The organism is [Clostridium] aminophilum (assembly GCF_900101295.1).
Lineage (GTDB): Bacteria > Bacillota > Clostridia > Lachnospirales > Lachnospiraceae > Clostridium_R > Clostridium_R aminophilum_A.
This window is the reverse complement of sequence record NZ_FOIL01000039.1, coordinates 1-26161: the sequence shown is the minus strand read 5'-3', so window position 1 is coordinate 26161 and position 26161 is coordinate 1. Positions and strand designations below refer to the sequence as shown.

At 49.5% G+C, this 26161-nt stretch carries 23 protein-coding genes and 1 pseudogene; 7 read left to right on the top strand and 17 right to left on the bottom strand.

From position 1 onward, the window contains the following. Nucleotides 1–108: 108 nt before the first annotated feature. From BMW41_RS10390 to BMW41_RS10375, 4 genes are all read right to left on the bottom strand, one after another. A complete protein-coding gene (locus tag BMW41_RS10390) occupies nt 109–1164 on the bottom strand; it encodes a metal ABC transporter substrate-binding protein (RefSeq protein ID WP_242870334.1) in 1056 nt (351 codons plus the stop codon). A gap of 139 nt (nt 1165–1303) precedes the next feature. Then, on the bottom strand, nt 1304–3382 hold the full coding sequence (locus BMW41_RS10385; protein ID WP_074650023.1) for a glycoside hydrolase family 3 protein: 2079 nt from the start codon (nt 3380–3382) through the stop codon (nt 1304–1306). 128 nt (nt 3383–3510) lie between these two features. Next, nucleotides 3511–4065: a TIGR01440 family protein gene (locus BMW41_RS10380; protein WP_074650022.1), complete on the bottom strand. Its 555-nt coding sequence runs from the start codon at nt 4063–4065 to the stop codon at nt 3511–3513. A 325-nt stretch (nt 4066–4390) separates the two neighbouring features. Further along, complete coding sequence (locus BMW41_RS10375; protein ID WP_074650021.1) at nt 4391–5530, bottom strand: RNA-guided endonuclease TnpB family protein; 1140 nt, start codon at nt 5528–5530, stop codon at nt 4391–4393. 134 nt (nt 5531–5664) lie between these two features. On the opposite strand from BMW41_RS10375, the pseudogene tnpA reads away from it, so the two are divergent. Next, nucleotides 5665–5994: pseudogene (gene tnpA, locus BMW41_RS15340) on the top strand (IS200/IS605 family transposase); the annotation flags it as partial. 29 nt (nt 5995–6023) lie between these two features. On the opposite strand, the gene BMW41_RS10365 reads toward tnpA, so the two are convergent. From BMW41_RS10365 to BMW41_RS10330, 7 genes are all read right to left on the bottom strand, one after another. Beyond that, complete coding sequence (locus BMW41_RS10365) at nt 6024–6698, bottom strand: GntR family transcriptional regulator (RefSeq protein WP_031473523.1); 675 nt, start codon at nt 6696–6698, stop codon at nt 6024–6026. A 337-nt stretch (nt 6699–7035) separates the two neighbouring features. Then, entirely contained in the window at nt 7036–8307 is a 1272-nt protein-coding gene (locus BMW41_RS10355) for a TRAP transporter large permease (protein ID WP_074650019.1), read from the bottom strand. Then, on the bottom strand, nt 8304–8828 hold the full coding sequence (locus BMW41_RS10350; protein WP_074650018.1) for a TRAP transporter small permease: 525 nt from the start codon (nt 8826–8828) through the stop codon (nt 8304–8306). Before BMW41_RS10350 ends, BMW41_RS10355 begins: the two co-directional genes overlap by 4 nt. A 39-nt stretch (nt 8829–8867) precedes the next feature. Then, nucleotides 8868–9965 (bottom strand): TRAP transporter substrate-binding protein, encoded by a 1098-nt coding sequence (locus BMW41_RS10345; protein ID WP_074650017.1) that lies wholly within the window; start codon nt 9963–9965, stop codon nt 8868–8870. Nucleotides 9966–10045: 80 nt separating this feature from the next. Then, nucleotides 10046–10447, bottom strand: coding sequence for an aconitase X swivel domain-containing protein (locus BMW41_RS10340; protein WP_031473515.1), 402 nt, complete (start codon nt 10445–10447; stop codon nt 10046–10048). Continuing rightward, on the bottom strand, nt 10444–11655 hold the full coding sequence (locus BMW41_RS10335) for an aconitase X catalytic domain-containing protein (protein WP_074650016.1): 1212 nt from the start codon (nt 11653–11655) through the stop codon (nt 10444–10446). Before BMW41_RS10335 ends, BMW41_RS10340 begins: the two co-directional genes overlap by 4 nt. 137 nt (nt 11656–11792) lie before the next feature. Further along, nucleotides 11793–12764 (bottom strand): C-terminal binding protein, encoded by a 972-nt coding sequence (locus tag BMW41_RS10330; RefSeq protein ID WP_074650015.1) that lies wholly within the window; start codon nt 12762–12764, stop codon nt 11793–11795. 475 nt (nt 12765–13239) lie between these two features. Between BMW41_RS10330 and BMW41_RS10325 the strand changes: the two genes are divergently transcribed. The 5 genes from BMW41_RS10325 (at nt 13240) to BMW41_RS10305 (ending at nt 17723) form a co-directional block, all read left to right on the top strand. After that, nucleotides 13240–14832, top strand: coding sequence for a xylulokinase (locus BMW41_RS10325; protein ID WP_074650014.1), 1593 nt, complete (start codon nt 13240–13242; stop codon nt 14830–14832). 3 nt (nt 14833–14835) lie between these two features. Next, the gene (locus BMW41_RS10320; protein ID WP_074650013.1) at nt 14836–16254 is read left to right on the top strand and encodes a PP2C family protein-serine/threonine phosphatase; all 1419 of its coding nucleotides are present in this window, start codon (nt 14836–14838) and stop codon (nt 16252–16254) included. 63 nt (nt 16255–16317) lie between these two features. Beyond that, nucleotides 16318–16623: an STAS domain-containing protein gene (locus tag BMW41_RS10315; RefSeq protein ID WP_207646882.1), complete on the top strand. Its 306-nt coding sequence runs from the start codon at nt 16318–16320 to the stop codon at nt 16621–16623. Further along, the gene (locus BMW41_RS10310) at nt 16574–17284 is read left to right on the top strand and encodes a haloacid dehalogenase-like hydrolase (protein ID WP_083378894.1); all 711 of its coding nucleotides are present in this window, start codon (nt 16574–16576) and stop codon (nt 17282–17284) included. Before BMW41_RS10315 ends, BMW41_RS10310 begins: the two co-directional genes overlap by 50 nt. A gap of 19 nt (nt 17285–17303) precedes the next feature. Beyond that, nucleotides 17304–17723, top strand: coding sequence for an ATP-binding protein (locus BMW41_RS10305; RefSeq protein WP_074650011.1), 420 nt, complete (start codon nt 17304–17306; stop codon nt 17721–17723). A 139-nt stretch (nt 17724–17862) separates the two neighbouring features. Here the strand turns inward: BMW41_RS10305 and BMW41_RS10300 are convergent, their stop codons facing one another. The 6 genes from BMW41_RS10300 to BMW41_RS10275 form a co-directional block, all read right to left on the bottom strand. Continuing rightward, complete coding sequence (locus tag BMW41_RS10300) at nt 17863–19194, bottom strand: YjiH family protein (protein WP_074650010.1); 1332 nt, start codon at nt 19192–19194, stop codon at nt 17863–17865. A gap of 171 nt (nt 19195–19365) precedes the next feature. Continuing rightward, complete coding sequence (locus BMW41_RS10295; protein ID WP_074650009.1) at nt 19366–20403, bottom strand: transglutaminase domain-containing protein; 1038 nt, start codon at nt 20401–20403, stop codon at nt 19366–19368. Between the two features lie 3 nt (nt 20404–20406). Next, nucleotides 20407–21393: a DMT family transporter gene (locus BMW41_RS10290; RefSeq protein WP_083378893.1), complete on the bottom strand. Its 987-nt coding sequence runs from the start codon at nt 21391–21393 to the stop codon at nt 20407–20409. Between the two features lie 104 nt (nt 21394–21497). Beyond that, entirely contained in the window at nt 21498–23195 is a 1698-nt protein-coding gene (locus tag BMW41_RS10285; protein WP_074650008.1) for a sodium:solute symporter family protein, read from the bottom strand. A 51-nt stretch (nt 23196–23246) separates the two neighbouring features. Further along, nucleotides 23247–23789: a hypothetical protein gene (locus BMW41_RS10280; protein ID WP_074650007.1), complete on the bottom strand. Its 543-nt coding sequence runs from the start codon at nt 23787–23789 to the stop codon at nt 23247–23249. A 95-nt stretch (nt 23790–23884) separates the two neighbouring features. Beyond that, a complete protein-coding gene (locus BMW41_RS10275; protein WP_074650006.1) occupies nt 23885–25411 on the bottom strand; it encodes an HAL/PAL/TAL family ammonia-lyase in 1527 nt (508 codons plus the stop codon). Between the two features lie 191 nt (nt 25412–25602). Between BMW41_RS10275 and BMW41_RS10270 the strand changes: the two genes are divergently transcribed. Next, nucleotides 25603–26161: transcriptional regulator (locus BMW41_RS10270; protein ID WP_143050851.1), on the top strand; the 559-nt coding region annotated here is incomplete at its 3' end.

The following is a 26161-nucleotide window of genomic DNA, read 5'->3' as shown; positions in this document are numbered from 1 at the left end:
CTCCACTCTCCAATGTTCATCGCCGCACAATGCGCAATGCACGGCGCTCCCGCCTCCGGCGGTCGTCCCGTGCATCCGCTTCGTTTTTCATTCAGTTCAGCGCTTCCTTCAGTTCAGCGCTTCCTTCAGCACCTCTGCATTATGCTGCATCAGGTCTACGTAAGTCACGCCTTTGGCAAAATCTTCCGCGCTCACATTGTGAACCGCATTCAGAAGTTCCGACTTGGCGCCGGTCGCCTCCGCGATCGAATTGGCCATCTGCTCATTGGAGAGCTCCATGTGGAATACCATCGGAATCTGATCTTCTTTCACTTTGTCGATCAGAAACGCCACCGTCTGCGCGGACGGCTGTGTGTTGGATGCGCATCCCGGGAATGCCGCATAATACTTCAGTCCGTATTCCTTTACAAAATACAGGAACGGAAAACGGTCTGCGACGATAATCTCTTTTCTTGCCGCATTTGCCGTAATATCCTGAAACTGCTCGTCCAGCTTCCGGATCTTCCCAATGTAATCTGCTGCATTTTTCTCATAATCTGCCTTGTGATCCGGATCAATGTCCGCAATCTGCGCTGACATCTTCTCTACAATCTGCATTGCGTTGACCGGAGAAGCCCAGACATGTTCGTCCAGTTCCGGTTCTTCTTCCGGCTGTGATTTTCCGAGATTCTTCTCGTCCTGCTCGGACTTTGTCTCTTCTTCCTCGGTTTCCATCCCCTCCACATGTTCTTCTTCAACGGTATCAACCTGATCCATCAGTTTAAACACATGCATTTTGGACTGATCCATGGAATCCAGAATATCCGCAACCCACTCATCGGAATCGCCGCCGACATAGACAAACATGTCGCTGTCCTGAATCCGGATGATATCTTCCGGCGACGGCTCATAGGTGTGGCTCTCTGCGCCCGGCTTCAGCAGCATGGTGATCTCCGCCGTATCACCGGCAATGGCTCTTGCAAAATCATACTCCGCAAAGTTCGTGCACACAATAGAAACTTTTGCTTCCGATGATGCAGGGGACTCTGTTTTTGCTTCCGCCTTTGTCTCCTCTTTTTTCTCCGCTGCCGAACCGGTGCCGGAAGCCGCCTTGTTTCCGCAGCCGGCCATCATCGCTGCCGCCAATGCCGCAGCCGCTGCAGCTGCAAATAATTTCTTCTTCACTTTCCTTCTCCTTCAGAATCCAATCTGAGAACTTTTTTCTCTATAGTATTCGCTTTCATCTTTTCGTCAAAATGAAAACCGTTATCATATTACTCTCCCGAGAGGGATGTGTCAATATGAAAACGGTTTTCATTTTATCTTATTTTGTGATTCCGGAACCGATCGGATAAAGAATGCGGTCGGTGAATTCGAATTTTTCGTTCATTTCCGGAATGCTGACCGGAAGTTTTCCTTCCGCTTTGCTCATCCCGGCAGCCGTGCCGATCGCCGCCGGAATATTCATTCCGTATTGTCCAGCAAACACCGGCTCTTTTCCGGATTCCATCTGAAGCTTTGTAATTCCCCGGCCGCCGTAAGAGATGAGGATTGCATCCGCATCCGAATACGCCACCGCATCATACGGAAGAAGCGAACTGATCAGGACTACCTTTTTCCCCTGAGCATGTGCTTCCCGGATAACTTCATGCGCATATGCGCAGTCCGGCGTCTTTTGTGGATTCATGCTATCCTTCGAGGTCGTGTACGTAATCAGAATCACCTGCTCCGCCTCCCGAATCGCATCGGAGATCCCGGATGCCGGTGCATTGCCGTAAAATACCCCCTTCAGCTGCTCGCTGCCGTCTGCCGGAGTCCGGAACGTTTGACTCTCCCGAAGCCGGTATTCCGCATATTTTACAGAATTCAGCATATCTTCCATCGGACAGAACACGACGGTAGACGCATCCTTTAACGGAACGGCGGCATCATTTTTCAGCATGGTCACTGCCTTCCGGGAAAGTTCCCATTCTTCCTCCCGGTGTTCCCCGGATCCGACAATTTTCTTTGCTTCCTCACCGGACCTTCTGATCTCTTCTTCCGTCAGCGCCTTCCACGTTTCTGCCTTGGACAGGATTCCGCGATCGTATTTTAAACGAAGTATCCGGGTAACCGATTCATCAATCCGCTTCTCCGGAATCTCTCCTGTCTGAACCCGCTGGGCAATTTTCTCGATATAATCCCCCATTTCAGCGATATTGTCTTCCGTGACCACATCTCCCGGATTCAGAATCAGATCCACGCCGGCATTGATCGCCAGCACACCGGCATCCACCAGATCGAAGTGTTTGCGAATCGCCGCCATGCCGAAGGAGTCCGTCACAACGACTCCGTCATATTTCATCTCATCCCGCAGAATCCCGGAAATGACACGTTTGGACAAGGTCGCCGGAAGCGTAATCTCTTTTCCGTCTGCCATCGAAACGTAAGTCTCATTTTCGATCTCCGGGTACTGAATATGTGCCGTCATGACCATATCCGTTCCCGCTGCAATCGTTTCAGCAAATGGGCGAAGTTCTTTCTTCCTCAATTCTTCCAGCGTTTTTCTGACTCTCGGAAGTCCCGTATGACTGTCTGTCTCCGTATCCCCGTGGCCCGGGAAATGTTTCACTGCCGAGGCAATTCCGTTTGACTGCAGTTCCTTCAAAAACGCCGTTCCCAATTCGCCGACAAGATCCGGATCTTCCGAAAAAGAACGGACATGTATGACCGGATTGTTCGGATTGGTATTGGTGTCTACAACCGGTGCAAAGTCCACATTGATGCCCATCGCAGCCAATTCTTCCCCGATAATATCACCTACCTTCGCCGCGGAATCTGCCGTTCCGATCGCTCCCAGCGCCATATTGCCCGGAAAATGTGTTGATTCCGGAATCCGGACTACTTTTCCGCCTTCCTGATCGATTGCCAGAAGGAGCGGAATGTCTGTCCCGTTCCCCTCAGAAAGCTGTGTTTTCTGAAGACCTGCCGTAAGATTCGCAATCTGTTCCGAATTCTTACAGTTCGCCTCAAAAATAATGTATCCCCCAAATCCGTACTCCGCCGCCTTCCGGTTGAAGTCGCTGATTTCCGTGATTCCGCCCTGCTCTTTTGCATGTTCATTCCGGATCGACGGCATCATCATCTGGGCAATCTTCTGTTTCAGCGTCATCCGCGAGAGAAGGTTTTGTACCGTTTCTTCTCTTCTGGCAAACGCTTCTTCTGATTCACTCATGGAAGAAGCAGCTGTACCGCTGTTTTCAGCCGTTTCCTCTGCGCTGCTTTCCTTGGCTGCATTATCCTGCGGTATTCCTCCGGGCCGGGACGCTCCCGCCGAGCATCCCGCAAGACTCATAAACGCAAATAATGCGCAGAACATGGCCGCCGCTTTCGCCTTTCTTCTTCGTATCATGCGCTGTATCATACGCTTCCTCCCCTGTCTTTCCGCACGGGATCCCTTCCGTCTGCGGTCTATTTTTTTTCGTTGAAGCTGGTTCGCCTCTGTCTTAAAAATGTTTTTCTCAATGGATGGCTGTTCTGACATCTTTTCCGTCACATCAACATTTCATCATACACAGCTCTCGCTCCGCCCACGTATTTCGGTCTTCTCCTTGCACAGATGATCCGTGCCTCACCGATCCGGTCCACCGAGATCCGAAGAGGAACCACCACCGGTTTAATATGCATCCCGATCAGGGTTCCTCCGATGTCGATGCCGGCCTCCGCTTTTGCTTTCAGATCTTCGACCACCACCGGATCTTCCATCCGCCGGTATGCAACCGTTGCAAACGCGCCCCCTGCGTGGTTCGGCTGCGGGATCGCATTGACCTGTACCAGATCATATTTTTCCATCGCTGCCCGCTCCACAACCAGTGCGCGGTTCAGGTGTTCACAGCACTGTGCTGCAAGAAAGACACCGCTTTCCTTCAGTGCTTCCTGAATTCCGGCATACAATTCATCGGCGATCTCCGTGCTGGTATTCGTTCCGATCGATTCGCCCATCACTTCACTGGACGAACATCCGACGACAAACAGATCCCCGGCGCGGAGATTGGCCTTTTCCAGTATTTCCCTGACCGCATTGCGGCTCTCTTCCCTGATACTCATTCTGTTTTTGCTGCCTTTCCTTGCGTTTAATCTGCGGATACGTCTCCTGAAACCAGTCAGAAAACATTTTTACAAATGTCTTTTCTGCAGTCTTCTATGCAAATCAGACGCACCAAATAACACATCCGTTACCGTTACAACTCCGGGATCAATCACATAACAAATGACATAGTTGTCGACTATCATCTTGTCAACTACCACGCACCTAAAGGTACGTGGCTTGCGACTCCCCTGTAGTTCGTTGCAATAACTCCTACATTTTGTCGGTGTAACTTCCGTGGGGTCGCATCATGGGACGGTTGACACCGCCCCTTACGACAAAGATTTACTCTGTCGTAACTGTATCAGGTACTTGACTATCTTCGAGATAGTTAATTCCCATGCGGTACAGATTCATAGCTCCAATGCGGTCATCGTTTGATTTATAGCCACAGTTCTTACAAGTAAACAGATGCAATTTCTTATCACGATTAGCTTTTTCAATGTGTCCACATACAGGACAGCACTGACTCGTATAACGAGGGTCAACCTTAATAACAGTAGACTGATTCTGTTTAGCTTTGTAGATAAGTTTCTGTTCAAGGTCATAGAAAGACCACGATACGGAAACGTAGCGGTCTTTGGTTCTGACACGCTCTGTAGCATTACGAACGCCTGACAAATCTTCAAGAACAAAGAGCGTATGCTTCGGGTTGGATTCAACGAGTGCCTTTGATACCTGATGGTTAACATCCTGCATCCAACGGTTTTCTCGCTGACCGATAGCTTTTAATCTACGTCTTGAAGATGGTGTCTGACACATTTGGAGTTCTTTACGAAGCTTAGAATAGTGAGCACGTTTCTGCTTGATGGCTTTACCGCTTACAAATCCAGACTTGTGCTTACTGTCATAAGTAGCAACGACAAAGTTTATACCTCTGTCAATACCAACGACATTACAGATGTCAGAAACATTACTTTCTTCGACATCGTAGGTTACGGGGATATGCAAAAAATACTTACCATGCTTATTTACAAGCTTGGCAGTTCCAAACTTATAAATGTCGTGGTCAAAGTATTTTGCCATGCCTTCAGCGAAATAGGGCAACTTAACACGTCCATTCAGTGTATTTACTGAAAAGCAGTTTTGTGTAAGGGAATAATCTCTGTTCCAAACAAGGTCATACTGTGGTTTTTTGAAGGATGGCTGAATCCACTCCTTCTGATTTTCGAGGATGGTCTTATATCTTGCAATGACAGTCTTAAATACGGATTGAGCCATCTGAGATTTGAGTCCAAACATTTCTCGGAGTGTAGAGTACAAAGCCTTGTTAAGTGAGAACTGCTTTAGGTCGTGAGTGCGGAACACATAGTCAGATACATAATTACAGGCATCAGAATAAACAGACATGATTTCATCAAGAAAAACCTTACTGTCTGCATTAACAGATATCTGAATTTTAGCTGTAACTGTCATCTCTTCCATAGTGTACCTCATTGTTATTTCACTAAATATAGTGTAAAATATTTATTAGTGAAAATCAATTATTTGTAAGGAGATTTTACATGGAAAACCAAGTTAAAGACATAATAATCAAAGCTTTGCCGTAAATACATCCTATGGACAACAGATATAATCATCGCAACAGACGCAAGTACAGTCTAAAAGTGCATATAGTTCTCGTCACTAAGTACCGCAAACAGATACATAAAGACTCTATTGCTGACGATGCTAAACAGCAAATATATGATATCTGTAATTCTAAAGGTTACGGCATTATAGCTATGGAAACCGACAAAGACCATATACATTTCCTAATAAGCTACGATACTACAGATAGAGTATGCGACATAGTAAAGTTTATTAAGCAACAGACCACACACTATCTATGGCAGAAATATCCAAACTTTTTATCTAAGTGTTACTGGAAGCCAGATACTTTCTTTTCATAACGTTCCTCCTTTTCACTGTTTTCTTTTCACAGTTCCATATTGTCCAGCAGAAGCTTCAGCGACCACTCCAGATGCTTTTTCAGATGTTCCTTCAGCTTCTCAAGATTTCTCTCCTGAATACAGTCCAGAAGATCCAGATGCTGCTCCGTGCTGGCTACCAGATTCAGGGAAACCTTAAAGGAAATGATACGGAACCGGTCCACATTGAAATAAATCTGCTTCACTAGCGATTTGATGTAGGAGTTGTCCGATTTGTTAATGATCATGTCATGGATATTTCCGTCCAGACGGCTGAATTCCATCCGGTCGATCTCTTCTCCCGCTGCATGCCTTTTTAACAGATTCTTCAGGAGTTTCCGCTCTTCCTCAATCTCCGCATCCGTAATCTTCACGATCGCCGTCTCACACGCGGCCAGTTCCAGCAGAATGCGGATCTGATAGACATCCCGGACATCCTTTGCCGAGATCGGCTTTAAGAATGTCCCCGCACCCTTGATGGACTCCAGAAGTCCCTCCGCCTGAAGTCTCCGGATAGCCTCGCGGACCGGCGTCCGGCTCATATGAAGATACTCCGCCAGCTGGTTTTCGCTGAGAAGCGAGCCCGGCCTGATTTCTTCGGTCAGGATCAGATTCCGGATTCCCGCATATGCCAAATCAACCATGCTCTCTTTTTTCTTCTGAACGAACGGTCTGTTTTGCATAAAGCATTCTCTCCTTAATCTCGAAGTCTGAGGAAATACGGATGATATCAGTGTTTCCTTAAAGTCTCCGGCAGATGGCACGGACCCTCAAAAAAAAGGTTTCGCATTGAAAATCCGGCCCGGGAAACACTTAAAACAGCGCTTCCCTAAAAAAATTATAATAATGAAAATGGCGCCTGTCCATATCAACAGGCGCCATACATTATAATTTCCGCGTGCAGCAGGCCATAACCCATGCTTCCATGAATACCCGGCGTCTGTCACGATCATAAAATTCTCCTGAACCATCCTGACACATCCGTCATTTGCGGTGACATACACTCTTCCTTTTTGCCGGTCACTGGATAAACATCGTCGTCAGGAACGGCACATAAGTCACGGCCAGCAGAACCAGAATCAATGCCATCAGCGGCTTTGCGATCTGCTTTACGATCGCCTCCAGCGGCACGTCCGAGATGGCCGTGGCGACAAACAGATTGATGCCGTACGGCGGACTGCAGAAACCGATCGCCAGATTCATGGTCAGCATGATGCCGAATGTCACCGGATGCATTCCGACGCCCTGACAGATCGGAAGCAGAATCGGCGTCAGAATGATCGTCGCCGGAATATTGTCAATGAACATCCCGACAATAATGAGCAGCAGATTGATGATGAGCAGAATCAGAATGCCGTTGCCGGTAAAACCGAGAATCGCATCCGCGATCATTCTCGGAATCTGCGCCATGGTCAGAAATGCCGCAAACACGGTGGAAAAACCGACCATAAATGTCGTTGCTCCATTGACCACGATGGCATCGCGAAAGGACTGATACGCGCCCTTCACATCCAGTTCCCGGTAGACGAAGACACCGACGACGAAAGAGTACACCACCGAAACGACGGCCGCCTCCGTCGGCGTAAAGAAGCCGGAATAGATTCCGCCGAGAATGATGACCGGCGAGAGAATCGCCCAGACCGCTTCCCGGAATGCCGCCCAGATTTCTTTCGGGGACGACGCGTGCTCTTTTCCCCGGTATCCGTTCTTTTTTGAGACAAGATAGCACACAATCATGAGTGCCGCGCCCATCAGAATGCCCGGAAGAAAGCCGGCAGTAAATATGTCGGTAATCGACGTGCCGGACACGACACCGTAGATGACAAACGGAATGGACGGCGGGATGATGACGCCGATGGTTCCGGCTGCGGCAGTCAGCGCCGCGCAGAATGCCTTGTTGTAGCCGTGTGCGACCATCTGCGGAATCATAAACGCCCCGACCGCCGATACCGTCGCCACCGCCGAGCCGGAGATGGCGGCGAAAAACATGCAGACCACGATGGTAACCATCCCGAGTCCGCCGGTCACATGACCGATCAGCGCATCGAAAAAGTTTACCAGCCGCTTTGCGATGCCGCCGGAACTCATCAGATTTCCGGCGAGCATGAAGAACGGAATCGCCAGAAGCGGGAAGGAATCCACACCGGTGATGCATTTCTGCGCAATGATCATCAGCGGGATATCGGAAAAATAGTAGATCGCAATCAGGCTCGAGATACCGATGGCATACCCGATCGGGACTGTCAGCATCAGCAGAACCACAAAACTTCCAAATAAAACAGCAGCACTCATGTCCTCTCACCTCCGTCGCGTTTTCCGGAAATCACGGTTCGAAAATCATCTCTGAGACATCCCAGAAGCCGAAGCGCCGTGAGAAACGACGCGACCGGAATTGCGACGTAGATCAGAACCATCGGGATATGCATTCCCGAAGAGACAGCCCTTCTTCCGGCCATGGACTCCAAAAGCTCATATCCGTTCCATATCATATATACATTGAACAGAAACCAGATGATATCCGCCAGAGCCGTAAGCACCGCTTTCGCCCGCTCGGTTTTCAGAAAACCGAGTGCCATTTCCACACGGATATGTTGTTTTTCTCTCAATGCAATGCTGGCGCCGAGCCAGATCTCCCAGATATAAATATACCGGGAAAGCTCCTCCGACCAGGTCAGTGAATTCCGAAAAACCGTCCTCATGATAACCTGAGCAAACACGAGCACGACGTTCAGCACCAGACTCCCCACCAGAACATATTCTTCGAGATGATCATACAGGCCGGTAATCCGGGCAAATCCATTCTTCCTATCCATCGATATCCCCCTGTTTCCTGCCACGCAGCATATCACATCTTATTTGTTGTATTTCTCCGCCATCTCAAAAAGATCCTTGCCGAAGACCTCGCGGTACTTGGTATACATCGGCTCCAGCGCCTTCTTAAAGGCATCCTTCTGTTCCTCTGTGAGCACATTGACCTCCACACCCTCGCTCTTCAGCTTGTCCACAAAGGTCTGTGTATCCGCAAGTTCCATCTTTCTCTGCTCGGTGACAAAATGCTGCGCCGCATCCGAGAGAATTTTCTGCTGATCGGCGGTCAGACCGTCATAGAACTTCTTGTTAAAAATGAAGGCGAGGAAGTTGTGTGTATGCTCGGTCAGACTGAGATACTTCTGTACCTCCTGGAACTTGCTGGCATAGATCAGTGACGGCGGATTCTCCTGTCCGTCCACCGTGTGCTGCTGAAGTCCGGTGTACAGCTCGTTGAAGCTCATCGGCGTCGCACTGGCACCAAGCGTATTGAAGAAGTCAATGTAGACCTGATTCTCCATGACGCGCATCTTTAATCCCTTCAGGTCCTCCGGGCCTGCGATCGGGTGCGCGCTGTTGGTCATGCTTCGAAGACCGTTGTAGGAATATCCGAGACATTTGATTCCGACTTCATCCAGTTTCTGGTTGAAATAGACGCCCATATCTCCGTCCATTGCATCGAACGCCGCCTGGGAATCATTGAAGAGCCACGGAATATCCATGATGCCGAAATCATCCGAGTATGTTACCAGAACGGATGTGGACGGAAGCGCCGCTTCCAGCGTTCCCATGGCGACGGACTCTGTCAGCTCCGTATCGCCGCCGAGAGCGCCGTTCGGATGAATGTCAACCTGAATCTGTCCCTTCGACTTTTCTTCCACATCCTTCTTGAAACACTCCAGGAGTGCCTGATGCGTCGACCGGTCTTCCGCCTCGACATGTCCAAGCTTGATGGTTACCACAGATCCCGCTCCGCTCGGGTCCGTTGCGGCTGCTGTGGATTCCGACGCTGCGGCACCGGTACTCTCACCGGCGGCTTTGGCCGCGGTTTCCGCCGGAGCATTGCCGGAGTTTCTTCCGCCGCACGCGCCCAGCGTCAGCGCTGTCAATACTGCCATTCCCATTGCGATTGTTTTCTTCATAAGCCCTCTCTCCTTTTCCTTTCTGTTTGAATGATTCACATTTATGAAAAAGCAAATGCCTTCCCTCAAGTATGTTCCGGTCACAGAATCTCGATTAATCCGTTGGTCGCGTCCACCTTCACCGTGTCTCCGTCTTTGACTTCCTCGTAAAAGGCCGGATCAACCTTGTCCACCATCGGCACCTCCATGATGATCGCACTCGAAACCAGAACTGTCTCCGGATACTGAATGATCATGGCCGCCGGCATATTTTCATGCATATTCAACTGATAGAGTCCGTCTGCCTGCACCACGGAACTTCCCTTTCCGCCCGGGAATACCAGAATCTTTTTTGCGACGGATCTTCCTTCCAGATCATGTGCTTTCTCAATCACTTCCCCCGTCTCCGGATTCATCAGGTAAAACATGATGTGATCCTTCGAGACAATCACCTGCGCCTCCGCACAGCCCTCGGAAATCTTGTGACATTTATACTGCTTCATCCCTTTACCTCCCCGGTCAGTCCGGCCTCAATACATGTATCCAGATCACGAATGACAAAATGGATTCCGCGGCGCTGCGGATAGTACGCGCATTTCGGCGACTCGGTAATTCCGATCTTTCCTCTCAGATGTCCCCAGCACGGCTGATCCGGGCAGGTATCCGGCACGATCGTTCCTCCCGCATTTTCGATGATCTCATCGAGTCCCATGCGGACCGCCATCTCCTTGATCAGACTGGAAGTCAGGATCCACATTTCCTTTTTCAGTTTCTTTCCCCTGACCTTTTCCGCGATATGCTGGACTTCGCTGAGTGTGAAATGCGGACATCCGAACATGACAAAGTCGATCGGCCGGTTTCCGGATACGGAGATCTCTTCCAGAATCTCCTCCATATCCCGGTTGGTCAATGTCACCTCCCGCTTCGGCTTATTTCCGCCGAATGCGGCTTCCAGTGTCGGTGCCTCCGGCGTAAATCCCGGGATGTGATACATCGCGTAGGCTCCGGATGTATTCAGCTCCGCGCCGAGGTTTCGAAGTCCCTCTTTCGTGATCGTCTCTCTCGGAAGTCCTTCAAATACCGGAATTCCCTCTCCGATCTTTTTCCCGAGCATACCGAGAATGTGGTAGTCATAGTCATTTTTGATGTCCGCCTCCACGCGAACCAGAATGTCGCCTTTCCGGTTCTCCTCAAGAAGAAGACCGTATTCCGGAACATAACCGGTCACCGCCGCACACAGCGCACTGTTCGCGCCTTCCCGGTTCGACCGCGCGCCCCAGACCGAGTTAACATACGGCGTTGCGCTGGACTCGGAAAAGGCGACGGTCTCACCGAACATCGGAACGTTCGTATCGATATACGGCGTGCAGTTGTACGTCAGCTGTGCGCCGATAGCCTTGTACGCTTCATTGGTCCGATGCATCAGATCCGCAAATTTCTCGTCCACCATCTTATGTGATGTGAAAAAGTCATAGCAGAATCCCGGGTTTACCGTTGGCGCAATCCGGCACTTTGCTCCTGCATGCACCAGTTTTTCGCAAAACCACAGATCCGCCTCCTGATTGGACAGTGCAACGTGCGCTCTCGTGATCGGAACCATCCGCTCTGCGTCAAAACATTCGCCGATCGCCACCTGAATCTTCATCGCGTATGCGGTTCCCTCACCGTACTTTCCGTCCAGCATATCCTGCTGTTCTTTTGTGAGAATCATGCTGATATCCTCTCCCTTCTTGACTTGTATAATACTTGTATAATTCTGCTCTTAAAAAATATAAATGCCGAATGACTTCTTGTTCTGCCGCCATTGGCATTTATTCCATGTTTCATTTCTGTTTGGTTCTTCTATTTCTAATTGACCAGATCTCTCGGCGTTTTTCCGTCCAGCATTGCCGTCAGATTGAAGAGCGCAAACTCTTTCAGTGCCCGGAAGGATTCCACCGATGCGTAGGACACGTGCGGCGTCACATAGATCCCCGGACAGTCCAGAATCTTCTCGTCACCGGTCGGCGGCTCCTGACGGATTACATCGAGAATCGCTCCTGCAATTCGCTTTTCTTTCACTGCGGCGATCAGATCGTCCTCATGGATCACAAGTCCGCGGGAGGTATTGATCAGCCACGCGGTCTCCTTCATACGGCTCAGTTCGCGTGAGGAAACCTTATACTCATTTTCGGGGCATCCCTTCAGGTTAATGCTGATGTAATCCGATGTCTCGAACAGTTCCTCACAGGATACTTTTCTCACTCCGTACTCATTCATCTGATCCCCGGAAACAAAATCATCACAGGCAATCACCGTCATTCCGACGGCCTGAGCATGCTTTGCCACTTCTTTTCCGATCACTCCGAAACCGTAGATACCGAGAATCTCATCACACAGCCGATGCGGAATCCGGTCCACCGCCATCATTCCCCAGCGTTTTCTCTTTGCGCCTTCCAGAACATTCTGACTGAAACCGGCAATGTTCTTATTGGCAAAATACATGGCGGCGACGACATAGTCCGCCAGATCCGGCGCGCAGTAACCGCTGATGTTGGTCACGCCGATTCCTTTTTCCCGCGCGGCCTTTGTGTCCACGCGCTCATAGCCTCCGCCGTATACCGCAATCCCTTTGCAGCACTCCAGCCGATCGATGGTCGCCTTCGGAATCGGCGCATAAACCTGTGCCAGAATCCCGTCCGCCCGGTATCCGAACTCTGTCAGATCCTCTTCATAGTCGTAGGAGGAACATCGGATTTCGGTGCCCGGATACACTTTCTCAAGGTATTCCCGTTCCATGTCATAATCCTTCCACTCCTCGTCAATGATCCATATCAGCACAACTGACCCTCCTCTCGAGCAAATTGCATGACGAATTGTTCTTTTAACTTGTATAATCAAATTATACAAGTATGTTTTTGAAAGTCTAATGAATATTTTTCTCGTTTTCCTCTGTTTCGATTCCTTATATTCATAATTTCGTATCACTGTTATAATCTATTATTTATATCTTCTCTCTCTTGTTATGTCATGGAAATTTCGAGGAATCCTTCCAATGATGCAGGACATCCAACTGCCCGATGCGACCGATCAGCCGGATATCCCCCCCCCCCGGATCTCCTGTAAAAGAATGTAATATGACCTTCTTTCTTGTGGTACAATAAAGTTATACATAACGCCCGGTATGGGACACTATTTGCCGTTGATCTGTATTCTTCTTCCGCTTGTACGTTCTGCACCTTCCGGAGCAGACGGCATGTCCCGTGACGGCAGGATATAACCGGGATATGATCCATTTTCAAAAGGACAGCATAATATGTATATTATCATTTATGATTTTGGCACAAGCTGTGTCAAAACCTGTTTATTTCATATCGATTCCGGAATAGAACTATTGGCCAGTTCTTCCGCTTCTTACGGACTTTATATCACCGCAGACGGAGGAGCCGAACAGGACACAGAAGAATGGTGGGCAGCTCTTTGCTCCACGACCCGGGATCTGTTTCTCAAGTCCGATATTCTTCCAAAAGATATTGATGGAATGGCATTCTGTACACAGATTCAGGGAACCGTCCTTGTGGACGCGAATGGCAATGCCCTGCGGCGTCCCATGACTTATCTGGACCAGAAGGGAATAAAAGAATATGAAGAATGCATGGGCAGAGGCATCATTAAGGTTTTCGGCTGCAGTCTTTATAAGCTCATAAAGAATCTGCGCGTTAATTATGCGGCCTCCACCAGCGCCAAGGATCCGGTATGGAAATATAAATGGGTGGAAAAACATGAGCCTGAGGTTTTCGCCAAAACCGATAAATGGCTGGATATCAATGAGTACCTTGCCGGGCGCTGTACGGGACGGATCATTCGAACCGCCGATACCGCATTTGCAACCTTTCTTTATGATACCAGAAAAGGAAGGGAAGGCTGGAATAAGGGCCTTGTAAAAATGTACAAGGTAAAGCCGGAACATTTGCCGGAAATCATTGAAAACACGGACCTGGTTGGCGGTCTCACCCGGAAAGCCGCTGACGATCTGGGGCTGGTGGCCGGAATTCCGGTCTTCGGCGGCGGAGGAGACACTACGTTTGTGAGTATCGGTGCCGGATCCGCCCAACCCGGAAGAACCCATATCTATGTCGGAACATCCGGATGGGTGTCTACCTTTATGGATCACCAGGCATTTGACCTCCGATCGACCATCACCGGCGTTCTTTCAGCGAAACGCGGGTACTTCAATTATTATGCCGAACTGGAAACCGCCGGAAAATGTTTCGATTGGGCACTGAAACACCTTGCTTTGGATGAGGTGGGAATCTATCTCCAGAAAACCAAAGTGACGGATGATCTGGAGAGCAGGTATACCAGCCTTTATGAATATCTCTGCGAAGAGATCGCTCAGGTCCCGCCGGGGGCAAACGGTGTGATCTTTACTCCATGGATGCACGGAAACCGGTGCCCTTTCGGTGATTCCAACGCGGCGGGAATGTTTTTCAACATCCGGATCGAAAACGGGAAGAAAGATATGCTCCGGGCCGTTCTGGAAGGAATCTGCTACCATTTGCGCTGGATGCTGGAACGCGAGGATGCCAAAGTAACGACATCCGATCCCGTCCGATTTGTGGGAGGCGGCTCCCTTTCTCCAGTCACCTGCCAGATGCTGGCGGATATTACAGGGCGGACCATCGAGACAGTTGATCATGCGCAGGAAGTCGGCGCCATCGGAACGGCGCTCGCGGTTGCTGCGGGAATCAAAGGCACCGATGTTTTACAGCTTTCCGAACAGCTTGTCAAAGTGAAGCAGACGTATCTTCCGAATGCGGAAAACAAAGAGGTTTATGAACGCAATTACCGGGTTTTTCAAACACTCTACCGGTCAAATGCAGCCGCATTTCAGAAAATGAACGGATAAGTTATGGGGGAAAAGAATATGAATTATGATCCCATCTTACGCGATAATGAGTTGGACGCGAATCGCATGATGGCGCTGGTCCTTAATGTTACCTTCGTGATCGTGGCAATAACCTGGATCTTATTTGAGGCCGGTGTTTTCTATATTCGAATCCCATACCGCGGCCTGATGATCTTTAACCTTTTTTTAATCGGTCTTGCCAATGGAATCAGCCGGTATTTCCAGTATAAGAAAGTATGGATCAAATATCTGCTGATGACGGCGAGCATCCTCGTTTATGCCGTGACCACGATGGTGCTAACCTATAATGTCACTTTTTTGGCGGCAATTCCGATCCTTTTATCCATCCGTTATTTTAACGAAAAATATACGATATACATTTCCGTAATCTCCGTCATTGTCTTCTTTATAGCCTACATTCTCGGAGCGAATTACGGAATGCTGGATCTGAACTTTGTCCCGTACAAACCGGGCACCACCATTGTCACCAACGAAGCCATGTGGCTTGACGACGCCGTCAGGGGAATTCCGTATGACACCGCGAAGATGCTCAAGAACACCATCATCTCAAACTATTTTGTCAAACTGTTACAGCTGATCATTATTTCGGTGGCTTCCCGGCAGATGGTGGTTTGCTGTCAGCAGTTGCTGCAAAAAGAGAAAAAGCTTGCGGAAGGCAACGCAAGAATCGGAGCTGAACTGGAAATGGCCGAAAAGATCCAGAAGGATATGCTTCCGAACATTTTTCCCACATTCTCGGAAAAAGAGGAATTTGATCTTTTCGCATCCATGACAACCGCCAGAGAAGTGGGCGGTGACTTCTATGATTTTTTCATGATCGATGAAAACCGTCTTTGCATCGTGATCGCCGATGTCTCCGGAAAGGGGATCCCGGCAGCTATGTTTATGATGACCGCCAAGACGATGATCAAAGACTATGCCCTGACCACTGAGGATACGGCGGATATTTTTACAACCGTGAATGATCGTCTTTGTGACAATAACGACGCCGGGATGTTTGCGACGGCATGGATCGGAATTCTGGATTTGCGGACGATGATCCTGCAGTTTACCAATGCGGGACACAACTTCCCCATAATCCAGAAAAAGGGAATGCCCTGTGAAATGCTGGAAAAGAAACACGGTCTTTTTCTGGCCGGCATGGAGGATATCGTATATCGGCAGGATGAAATGCCGCTTTCCTCCGGTGACCGTATTTTACTTTATACGGACGGAGTTACCGAGGCTCATAATTCCCAGAAGGAACTCTTCGGAGAAGAGCGTCTGATGAATATTCTCAACCATACCGACGCAAAAAAAGGAGAGCATGTGCTTTCCGAAATATTGAATCAGGTAGAGACTTTTGCGGCGGATACGGAGCAGTTTGACGATATCACAATGCTGATTCTGACCATAAAATAAACCGTGATGATCTGTATGATTGTCATGTGATGCTGAAAAACATAAAAACCGGGAGGAAAGAAAATGGAACTGGAAATGATGAAAAAAAAGGAAGGAAACCAGCTGGAAATTCTTTTAAAGGGAGAACTGAATACGAATACCGCGCCGGAACTGAAAGCGCTTTTAGAAGAAGAACTGGATATCTCCGGTGTGCTTATCCTTGATTTTGCGGACTGTGATTTCGTCTCTTCCGCCGGACTCCGTGTTCTTTTAAACACATTTAAAAGCATGAAGAGTGCGCACGGTCAAATGAAGTTTCTGAATATCGGACCGAATTTCCATGAGGTTCTTTACATCACCGGTCTGGATGCTGTTTTCAAGGTCCAGTAAACCCGAATTTCCGCTGAAAGGATGCAATATTGAAATGAATGTGTACGATTTTGACGGTACGATTTATCATCCGGATTGCGCCGTAAGCTTTGCGTTTTGGTGCTTATGGCGGCATCCTTCTTTGGCTTTTACCTATGTACCGAAGCTGGTGAAATCCGCGATTCAGCTAAAGCAGAAAAAAATTCCCAGATTTCTTTTTGAGCGGACATTTTTCAGTTTCCTTTGCATGATTGACGATTTTGACGAGCAGATAGAAAAATTCTGGGATAAGCATATCAGCAGAGTTTCCGCATGGTATCTGGCGCAAAAACGGCCGGATGATCTGATCATCAGCGCTTCTCCGAATTGCATCATCGAACCGGCCGCCAGAAGACTCGGCGTCAATTTCATGGCAACCGAGTACGATCGTGACGTGGGTGCTTTCGTGGATAATCTGATGTTCGCCAGAGAAAAAGCGGCATATATTTTCGATCAGGGTTTTCCGGACATTGAGAATTTCTATTCCGATTCTCTGGCCGATACCCCTCTGGCGCTGTGCGCAGAAAAGGCGCATTTAGTAACACATAATGCACAACAGGTGGAAGACTGGCCGAAACTGGACATTGACACGGTAAAGAAGATTCATGAAAAAATAGATACGGGCTGGTCGGTTCATTTATAGAAAAGAGGGCTTTGTGTAAATGAAGGAACTTCGTGTTACTTCCAATGTTGAGAATATTCCGTCCGTAAAGAATTTCGTCCTTTCTGAACTGGAAAACCTGGGATGTACGGAAAGACTCGCGATGCAGATGAAAATGGCGGTGGATGAACTGTTTGCAAATATCAGTTTCTATGCCTACGATTCGGGAGCCGGACCGGTCACCGTGCAATTTGATTTCGAGGAGACATCTTCGGCAGCCGTTCTGACGTTCATCGATGAGGGGAAGCCCTATAATCCCCTGGAAGCGGAAGAACCGGATGTGGAACTGGAGGCAGAACTTCGCCCGATCGGAGGGCTTGGTATATTTTTGGTTCGAAATCTGATGGATGATATGCTGTATGAGTATAAAGACGGCAGGAACATTTTAACCTTAAAAAAATATACTCTTGTCCCTTCATAAACCTCTTTTCATCAACAAAGTCCGCAGGGGGACTTCGGCTCCCTCTTCCATCCGGAGAGGCGAACGGCGAAACAGACCATCGAAAAATCCGACCGCTGATTTTCATCAGACGGCCGAATTTTTTTGGTTACGGCGATTATTATAATACCAGCAGAGCCACCGCTCCTGCCAGAAGGATCGACAGGATCACTCTCTCCACCCACAGGATCAGAATCTGCGGAATGGTTACCGGAATCTTGGTCGAGAGAATGCACGGAATCACTGCGGAGAAGAACAGAAGCTCCGAAATGCAGGAAACCGCAATCACATACTTGGTGCGAATCGATGCTTCCGCGACAAACGCGGCCGGAAGGAACATTTCCGCAATCGAAGTGGAGATCGCCTTTGCCGCCGTCATTGCCTCCGGAAGCTGAACCGCCATGGTGAACGGATAGAACACATACCCGATGATATTAAACACCGGTGTGAACAGAGCAATCAGCATTCCGAGAAATCCGATGGACATGATGGTCGGAAGAATGTTCGCAACCATACGGCAGCCGTCCTTCGTGTTTCGAACAACATTGTCCACGATGGATCCGGAATTGTGAGACGCAGTCAGCGCATCGGTCCATGCGACATTCAGGCGATCCTTTGTGACGATCGGCTCAGGATCCGGAGTGACTCCTTCCATATACTCATCCGGAACTTTCGATGTCGGATAGATTCTTGCAACGATCGCCGTGACAATGAAAGTGATCACCAGTGTTGTCCAGAAATAGAAATTCCAGCGATCCATCAGCCCGAGTGTCTTTGCCACGACAACCATAAAGGTGGTCGAAACGGTGGAGAATCCGGTGGCGATGATGAATGCTTCCTTTTTGTTGTATCGTCCGTTCTGGTAGAGACGGTCCGTAATCAGAAGTGCCAGAGAATAACTTCCGACAAAGGATGCCACCGCATCGATCGCGCTTCGTCCCGGCGTCTTCCAGATCTTTCGCATCACCGGCTGAAGGAATACTGCCACAAACTCCATCAGACCATAATCCGTCAGGAACGACAGGAACACCGCTCCGATCGGAATCAGGAAACATAACGAACAGCAAAGCGTGACATAGAGGAACGGAAACAGATCCGCGTTCGTGTGCAGTTCCTCCGGTCCGAGATGGAACATATACATGATTCCGCAGATCAGACCGACAACTTTGAAGACGGAAAAGACCACTGACTGTGTGCTCTGGTTCCAGGTTTTCTTCACAAACGGCAATGCCGCCCCTGCCGCAATCACGGCGAGAACCACCCATTTCTGGGCTTCACCGAGAGCTCCCCGGACGATCGTGGTCAGATGATCCAGCGGTATCGTGGATTTTCCGCCGAACGTGACGCTGATGAAGAACATAAAGATACCAAGTGCGCTGCAGAGAACAAATTTAGCGATATCCGTTCCCTTTGATTCAGCTTCATGTTTTGTTTCAACTGCTTGCCCTGTCATACAATTTCTCCTCCTCCAAAATTTGGGAAAATGCGGTTACACGGTTCCATATCCTGTGCAGATATGAGGTATAACCATATCCGTTATAATCAGATTATAGTTCCGTTATTTTGCTGAAATCAATATTATTTTGAAGGATTTTGAAATATTTTTGATTTTTTGTTGTTTCTCTTACTCTTCGTATTTCTCCGAAATATTTGCGTCCTCCAGAACAATTTCTTCCTGTTTTTCCGGTTCCCGGAAACTGACTTTCATCACTGCCTGCGCAAAATTTGTTGAGATATACGGCGTCAGATTCTTCTCCTCCCCCGCCTTCCGCACATGGTTTACCAGATTCAGAAAGATCTCTCTGGTGAAATATCCGCCTCTCCAGTGGAAAACCAGCGTTTTCTTCTTTTTTGCGGCCTGAAGCGCGCGCTTATAGACGTCCTCTTCTTTCGTAAAAGACAGCTTCTTCTCCCGATAATAAAAATGATCGCCGTCCGTACATTTCGGTGCCGGTGCAATCAGCGGCTCGTGATCGCGGAAAATCTGCTTATCCGGCAGATTAAAGTAATCATACCGGATGAGGGCCTCCATTCCGGCTGACTCTCCGGTCAGCGTGTCATCGAAGGTCGCATCCATGTGGTAGTACGTCCCCCCGATCCGGACAATGTTCCACACATGACGGTATTTTATCCCCTTTTCCGGGTTGTTTCCGCACAGGACGATGATGTTCCAGACCTTCGCCGCATCCAAAAGAATCTTCACCGACTTCGCGATTCCCTCGCAGACTCCGACGCCCTGCCCAAGGGGTCCGATCACCTCGTGCGAATACGGCTTTTTGAGTTTGTCATAGCGGACATTTTCACAGATAAAATCATGGACGTACTTTTCTTTCTCCAGTTCCGACATTCCGTCCATGCCGCGGACAAGTTTCCGCACTCTCGCGTCCATGGCTTTTTGATGTTCCAGAATTTTATCTTTTTGAAAGAGATACTCCGGGCAAAAGATGATATTCGGTGAATCCCGGTAAAACCGGTAGTGATAGCCCGTCGCCCAGAAGATCTCCGGGTGGTCCAGCCGAAGCTGAAAGAAAATTTCACGGAGCCGGGAAGACTCGCACGCCGGGATCAGAAATTCCGTTTCCAGATCCCGGATTCCCTTGAGAATCGCATAATAAACGCCCTGCTCCATTTTGTCAAAGTGATTGTAATAAAACTGTTCCATACCTTATCTTTCTGTCTGTTCGTAATCTGGGAGATTCTTTTCTTCCGTTTCCCTGCTCCCGCGTTTATCCGGCAGACAGCTGACGATGACCGTGGACACAATCATGGCTCCCCCAATAAAGAACCGGCCGCTGAGGGATTCTCCCAAAAGCATGATCCCCAGTAGAGCGGAAAAGACCGGCATCAGCGGATAAAACATGGAGCATGTACTGGCCGGCAGTTTTGAGAGCGCAAAACTCCACAAAAACTGCGGGATCGCGGTTCCGCAAACCCCGGAATAGAAAATACAGAGCACCGTCATCGGATGAATCGCCGGCATCCCCTTTACTGCCACCTCAATCCCCGCAGTCGGGATATGAAAGAGGAGACTGATGGATATGACAAGAAATGTGATCATCAGGGCATCGTATCGATCCGAAAGGCGGCGGACATACATGACCGCCCACGCCCAGGTAGTGATGGATCCCATTCCCCAGAGAACGCCCGTCAGCTGCCCGGGTTCCGCAGATGGCCCTCCGGACACCACCAGTACGCCCAAAAGGCCGAGTACCAGACAGAATATCTTTTTAACGGTCAGTTTTTCTCTCAGGAAAAAAGCGGCAAACACGGAAATGATCACCGGATTCAGCGAATTGATCAGCGATGCCATCGAGGCACCGGTCCACTGAATCGAGAGCATCGCGCATTCGATCGAGAAAAAATAGCCGATAAAACCGATCCGAAGAAACGTCTTCCAGTCCCGCTTCTCCACATGAATCTTTTCTCTTCGCACTGCCAGCGCAGCGCCAAGGGCGATGGCCGCGACCACAAACCGGCAGCATGCCAGTTCTATGGGACTGAGCGACTGTAAGATATAACCGTTTGCCACATATACGCTTCCCCAGAGGAAGAAAACGACAAGCAACGCGATATATGCGATTCCCGTTTTCCCGGATTTTGTTCTTTCCATGTTCTTCACACCCATATCAGCATTGTATCCTTCCCCAACCATCACCTTTTTCCTGCCCTGATTTTGATTATATCATACAAAACGGAGGTACAGAACCATGTCTGACCACAGACTCTGTCCTGTACCTCCCCGGGGGATCCACTATTTTACCTGTTTTTTCCGTTCATCACGGACGCAACCTCCGTGAGATACTTCGCGAATACACCGATTACAATACCCATGGCGATAACCGGAGCACCGTATCCGATAATCCATTCCACCTGATTGATGATACCGTACCCATAGAAACATCCCAGCAGAATATAGAGCAGCACAAGCGCACCATCCATGCCGAACCATTCGATTCGGATTTCTTTCTTATACTCTTCCGAAAGCGTTCGGTCCTCATTGACCATTTCTTCCGCCGGCGTTCCCTTGGCAAGAAGGTCTTCTTTTCTCTTCTCCGTCAGATCGACACCGAAACGGTTGCCGATGACAAATGCAATCAGCGAAAGCGGCAGGCCGATCAGAACCGGATCAATGACGTATCCGTCGATATCAATCGGGAGAAAATATCCAAAGAAAATCCAGGATGCCGCTCCGACAATCATGGAGGCGAGGCCGGCAACATTGGTCTTTCTTCCGTCGTACATGAGCGCCGCGATCATCGGCACAAAGAGGAGTGTCATGGAAAGGCTTGCAATAAAGAGAAATGCGTCATACACGCGGTCAAAACGGAACGCGGTCGCAAGACCGATAATACCGAACACTACCGCCGAAATCCTTGTCACAAGAATACTGTTCCGGTCAGACAGCCGCTTGTCGCCGCGCAGCATGTAGATGATATCATTGGCAATGATTTCTCCGCCGCAGAGATAGTAACTGTCCAGAGTGGAAATGATGGCGCCCGCCACACCGACGATGAATACGCCGCGGACACCGACCGGAAGATGCATCACCACCTGACGGATATACTCGACTTCCGGCTGACTGGAGAGCGACGGATCCAGCACACGGATGACGATACCGGTCATCATGATAACAAGGTCAAAGGACATAAAGATAGAGAAACAGGTCAGCATCGCCCTCTTTCCGGTTTTCGGAGATTTTGCCGCCGCAAAACGCTGATAGAATGTGGGATCCTTGTAGATGTTGATGCAGAGAAGAATCAGGATAATCGCCTGGGGCACCGGAATTCCGCCCAGCGGGGTCATCATCGCCGGATCAACCGTATCAAGAGCTGCATGAAATCCGTGAATTCCTCCCACCTCAAAAAACATCTGCGGGAAAACGGCGCAGACACAGCAGACCATCATCGCGAAGAAAATCATATCCGTGATTGCGACGCCCATGAGACCGGAAAGACAGGTCAGCGCGATGGAAATTCCGACAACAATCACCGCTGCCAGAACCTTGTCGGCATTCCAGCCGGCTTCGCCGATATAACCGATGCAGGCGATCTCACTGATGGAAAGACAGGTGATCACGAGGACGACCGCACCCATAATGGATGTAAATTTTCCGTAATTCAGCCGGAGCAGCTCCGGGATGGTGCCCTTCGCTTTCACGGAAATTCTCGGCGCAACCCAGAGCGCCAGCGGAAAACGAACCGCGTGGCATCCGATCGACCACAGGAAAAATGCCGCAAAGCCCATCGTGCAGACATAACCGACCGTTCCCATAATTCCGGCTCCGTTATACCAGGACGCCATGAGTGTGCCGACACACAGCGACCACGGAAGTGCATGATTGGCATTAAAGAAACTTTCTGAACTGCTGCTTTTCTTTGAAAGATACGCTCCGATGCCGAAGATCAGACACACGAGAGCCACGACCACAAGGTCATCCACCAACGTCATTAACATAAATCTTCCTCCAAATCCTTTTCGCATACTCAAAAACTCTGTTTCCCTGTTTCACAGCGTGGTATTGATTTCATTGCCGTCTGCTGCGATCGGCAGATACCGCGCTTTTGTCCCCTCTTTCATATCCCCGTATACGGCGATATAAAACGGTCTGTATACTTTTTCCATTGAGAGAGCCCGAATGGATATCTGCTTTCCGACACGGCGCCGAACCATCCGTTTTGCCATATTTGCTCCGCAGTCCTCCAGCCGCTGATCGTCATAATAGGATCCCTGCACACTGAGATCATCGGTCTCCTTCCGGACCGTGGCAATCGGATCTGAAGTATAGGACGCCGAACAGGTCGTCGCGTCCACCATGATGCGGATTTTCTGTCTCTTTTCCACTTCCTCCTTTCCAAAAAGACTGGCAATCGGGCTTTTATGGTAGGTGATTTCATAGATGTAATAACGGTTTTCGAGGTACATCAGCCGGAGATTGATCTTCTTTTTTCCGGCCATCATTTTCACAAACGGATTCCGGTATCCTCCGGCAATTTTCAAAGCCTCTTCTTCCGGCATGACTAGCGGAAGTGTCTGTATTGTCGTCATCATGTGCCGTATCTCCTCCTAAGATCCGCGAATCGCGGAACACGCATACCGTATGCTTTTTCTCACTCATCCCGGACTCATTCCTCTTCACTGCATTTTCATTGCAGCGGCCCGGTGATCGCTTCCGTGATTCGCAGCAGTTCCCCGCTGTGGATCATCTGCCGGAGGAACTCAATATGCGGGTACAGGAATTCATCCTCTTTCAGCACCGGAACCCGCTCTTCGATCCGGCGGTAAACGGCTTCGGTAACCGCAGCAATCGTTTCGGCCGGCTCCCGGAACGCCTGCGCCTCGTAATCGGTCAGAAGTTCAATCGCAAGCACATACTCAAGTTTTTGAACCATCTCGCAGGCCTTCCGGGCTGCGGTATATCCCATCGCAACATAATCTTCCTGATTCATGCAGGTTGGCGTGTTGTCGACGGAAGCCGGATACGCCAGAACCCGCATACGGTTGATCAGCCCGGCCTGTGTATACTGGGGCACCATGAGACCGGAATTGAGTCCCGGATTCCGGATCAGAAAGGCCGGTAATCCGGACGTATTGCCATCGATCATCCGGTTATTTCTTCTCTCCGACATTTTGGCCAGCATGACGGCCGCAATGGAGCAGGAATCCATCTCCAGCCCGACATAGGAAGAATCGCAGTTGCAGGCGGAGATAACGTCTTCCGCCCCCGCTTCCGGCCAGATGGTCGGATTGTCGCAGCACGAGTTCATCTCTGTCTCAATCGTCCTTTTCGCGTCATACAGCGTTTTTTTCACCGCTCCGTGGAGCTGCGGAATACAGCGGAGAGAAAGTGCGTCCTGAAGGTGACTGGTCTTCGCGTTCTCGATCACCTTAGAACCGGCCAGAACGGTGCGCACATTTTCCGCGCAGCCCTTCTGCTCCGGATGCGGTCTCACGGACATCACCCGCTCATCAAACGCCGCAAGAAGCCCTCTGCAGTTTTCCAGAGAACAGGCGCCGATCACATCCGCGCTCTTCGCCGCCTGAATCATGTCATATACGGCAATTGCTCCCATCGCGGTCACGGATGTGGTGCCGGAGATCAGCGCGAGTCCCTCCTTGGAGGCGAGCGTGATCGGAGCAAGTCCCGCCCGTTTCAGCGCTTCTCTTCCATCCAGAAGTTCTCCCTTCCAGGTCGCTTTTCCTTCCCCCAAAAGCACCAGCGCCATATGCGCTTCCGGGCAGAGATAACCAACCGATCCGTCTCCCGGCGCCCACGGCGTGAGATCCCGGTTTAAAAACTCCCGGTACATTTCCAGAAGTTCAAGCCGGACACCGGAATATCCCTGTCCCAGATTCTGAAGGACCATCAGCATGGTTCCGCGGACTGCCTCCTCCGGGAGCGGTTCGCCGACCGAAACCGAATGAGAGAGAAGAATATTCCGCTGAAGCTGCGCCGCCTCCTCTTTGGATATTGTTTTCGTGCAGAGGGCGCCAAACCCGGTTGTCACGCCGTACATCACCCGTTCTTCGGCTGTCCACTGTTCCACGAGTTCTCTGGATCGATTCACCCGTTCTCTGTATTCCCCGGAAAAACGGACCGGCACATGACCGCGGACAATACGGATAAATTCTTCCAGTGTCAGTTTCCCGCCCAGTTCGATGCAGTTATCCATAACCGTCTCCTTTGAAACACCCTTCGTTGGGTTCCTGATTTTGTTAATGCAAAATTTATTTGCATCTGCATAATTTTTTGTTTTCTGAAATATATGTCGTTTTCTGTAGGATGTCAAGTTAATTTGTTGACTTTTTCAATCTTTCAAGTAAGATAATCTATAGTGCAAATATTTTTTGCAGGAGGACACCGATGTTTGACGTTATCATTTCCCTTGATTCAAACGGTTTCATCACAACCATCGAATGGAAGAATCCGGAACTTCAAAAAAGCCTCGGAGACATCTGGTCTGCCTACCCGGGCGCGTTTTTTTCCGATATACCGGCGTTTGTCACCAATCCGGATGAGGAAACCATCTGTTGGAATGATGAGGAATTTCAATACTATCGTTTCGAGATGCCGGGCGGCGAATCCGCGGTCTTTTTAAAGTACAATGATCACATGGAAGAGCTCCTGAAGGCTGCTCTCGATATCTTTCCGGAAAGCATCCAGCTCTACGACCGCAATGCCATGGCGGTGTATTTTAACAATGCCGGTCTTTCCACCATGGATTTTCCGCACAATGAGATCAAGCACAAGCATGTTCTGGAATTATTTGAGGTTGACGCGGATTACAGTACGGTTTTGACCGCCTTGCGGACACAGAACCGTATCGCGAACCGGTTCAGCCGGTACAAGGCGCGAAACGGCACATCCTTTACCACAGTCAATAACGCCTGGCCGGTTTTTTCGGGTGGAAAGCTTCTCGGAA

Coding starts and splice junctions, on each gene's coding strand:
- BMW41_RS10385 (WP_074650023.1), bottom strand. CDS start 3,382: ATGATACAGCGCATGATACGAAGAAGAAAGGCGAAAGCGGCGGCCATG.
- BMW41_RS10380 (WP_074650022.1), bottom strand. CDS start 4,065: ATGAGTATCAGGGAAGAGAGCCGCAATGCGGTCAGGGAAATACTGGAA.
- BMW41_RS10375 (WP_074650021.1), bottom strand. CDS start 5,530: ATGGAAGAGATGACAGTTACAGCTAAAATTCAGATATCTGTTAATGCA.
- BMW41_RS10365 (WP_031473523.1), bottom strand. CDS start 6,698: ATGCAAAACAGACCGTTCGTTCAGAAGAAAAAAGAGAGCATGGTTGAT.
- BMW41_RS10355 (WP_074650019.1), bottom strand. CDS start 8,307: ATGAGTGCTGCTGTTTTATTTGGAAGTTTTGTGGTTCTGCTGATGCTG.
- BMW41_RS10350 (WP_074650018.1), bottom strand. CDS start 8,828: ATGGATAGGAAGAATGGATTTGCCCGGATTACCGGCCTGTATGATCAT.
- BMW41_RS10345 (WP_074650017.1), bottom strand. CDS start 9,965: ATGAAGAAAACAATCGCAATGGGAATGGCAGTATTGACAGCGCTGACG.
- BMW41_RS10340 (WP_031473515.1), bottom strand. CDS start 10,447: ATGAAGCAGTATAAATGTCACAAGATTTCCGAGGGCTGTGCGGAGGCG.
- BMW41_RS10335 (WP_074650016.1), bottom strand. CDS start 11,655: ATGATTCTCACAAAAGAACAGCAGGATATGCTGGACGGAAAGTACGGT.
- BMW41_RS10325 (WP_074650014.1), top strand. CDS start 13,240: ATGTATATTATCATTTATGATTTTGGCACAAGCTGTGTCAAAACCTGT.
- BMW41_RS10320 (WP_074650013.1), top strand. CDS start 14,836: ATGGGGGAAAAGAATATGAATTATGATCCCATCTTACGCGATAATGAG.
- BMW41_RS10315 (WP_207646882.1), top strand. CDS start 16,318: ATGGAACTGGAAATGATGAAAAAAAAGGAAGGAAACCAGCTGGAAATT.
- BMW41_RS10310 (WP_083378894.1), top strand. CDS start 16,574: ATGAGGTTCTTTACATCACCGGTCTGGATGCTGTTTTCAAGGTCCAGT.
- BMW41_RS10305 (WP_074650011.1), top strand. CDS start 17,304: ATGAAGGAACTTCGTGTTACTTCCAATGTTGAGAATATTCCGTCCGTA.
- BMW41_RS10300 (WP_074650010.1), bottom strand. CDS start 19,194: ATGACAGGGCAAGCAGTTGAAACAAAACATGAAGCTGAATCAAAGGGA.
- BMW41_RS10295 (WP_074650009.1), bottom strand. CDS start 20,403: ATGGAACAGTTTTATTACAATCACTTTGACAAAATGGAGCAGGGCGTT.
- BMW41_RS10290 (WP_083378893.1), bottom strand. CDS start 21,393: ATGGTTGGGGAAGGATACAATGCTGATATGGGTGTGAAGAACATGGAA.
- BMW41_RS10285 (WP_074650008.1), bottom strand. CDS start 23,195: ATGTTAATGACGTTGGTGGATGACCTTGTGGTCGTGGCTCTCGTGTGT.
- BMW41_RS10280 (WP_074650007.1), bottom strand. CDS start 23,789: ATGATGACGACAATACAGACACTTCCGCTAGTCATGCCGGAAGAAGAG.
- BMW41_RS10275 (WP_074650006.1), bottom strand. CDS start 25,411: ATGGATAACTGCATCGAACTGGGCGGGAAACTGACACTGGAAGAATTT.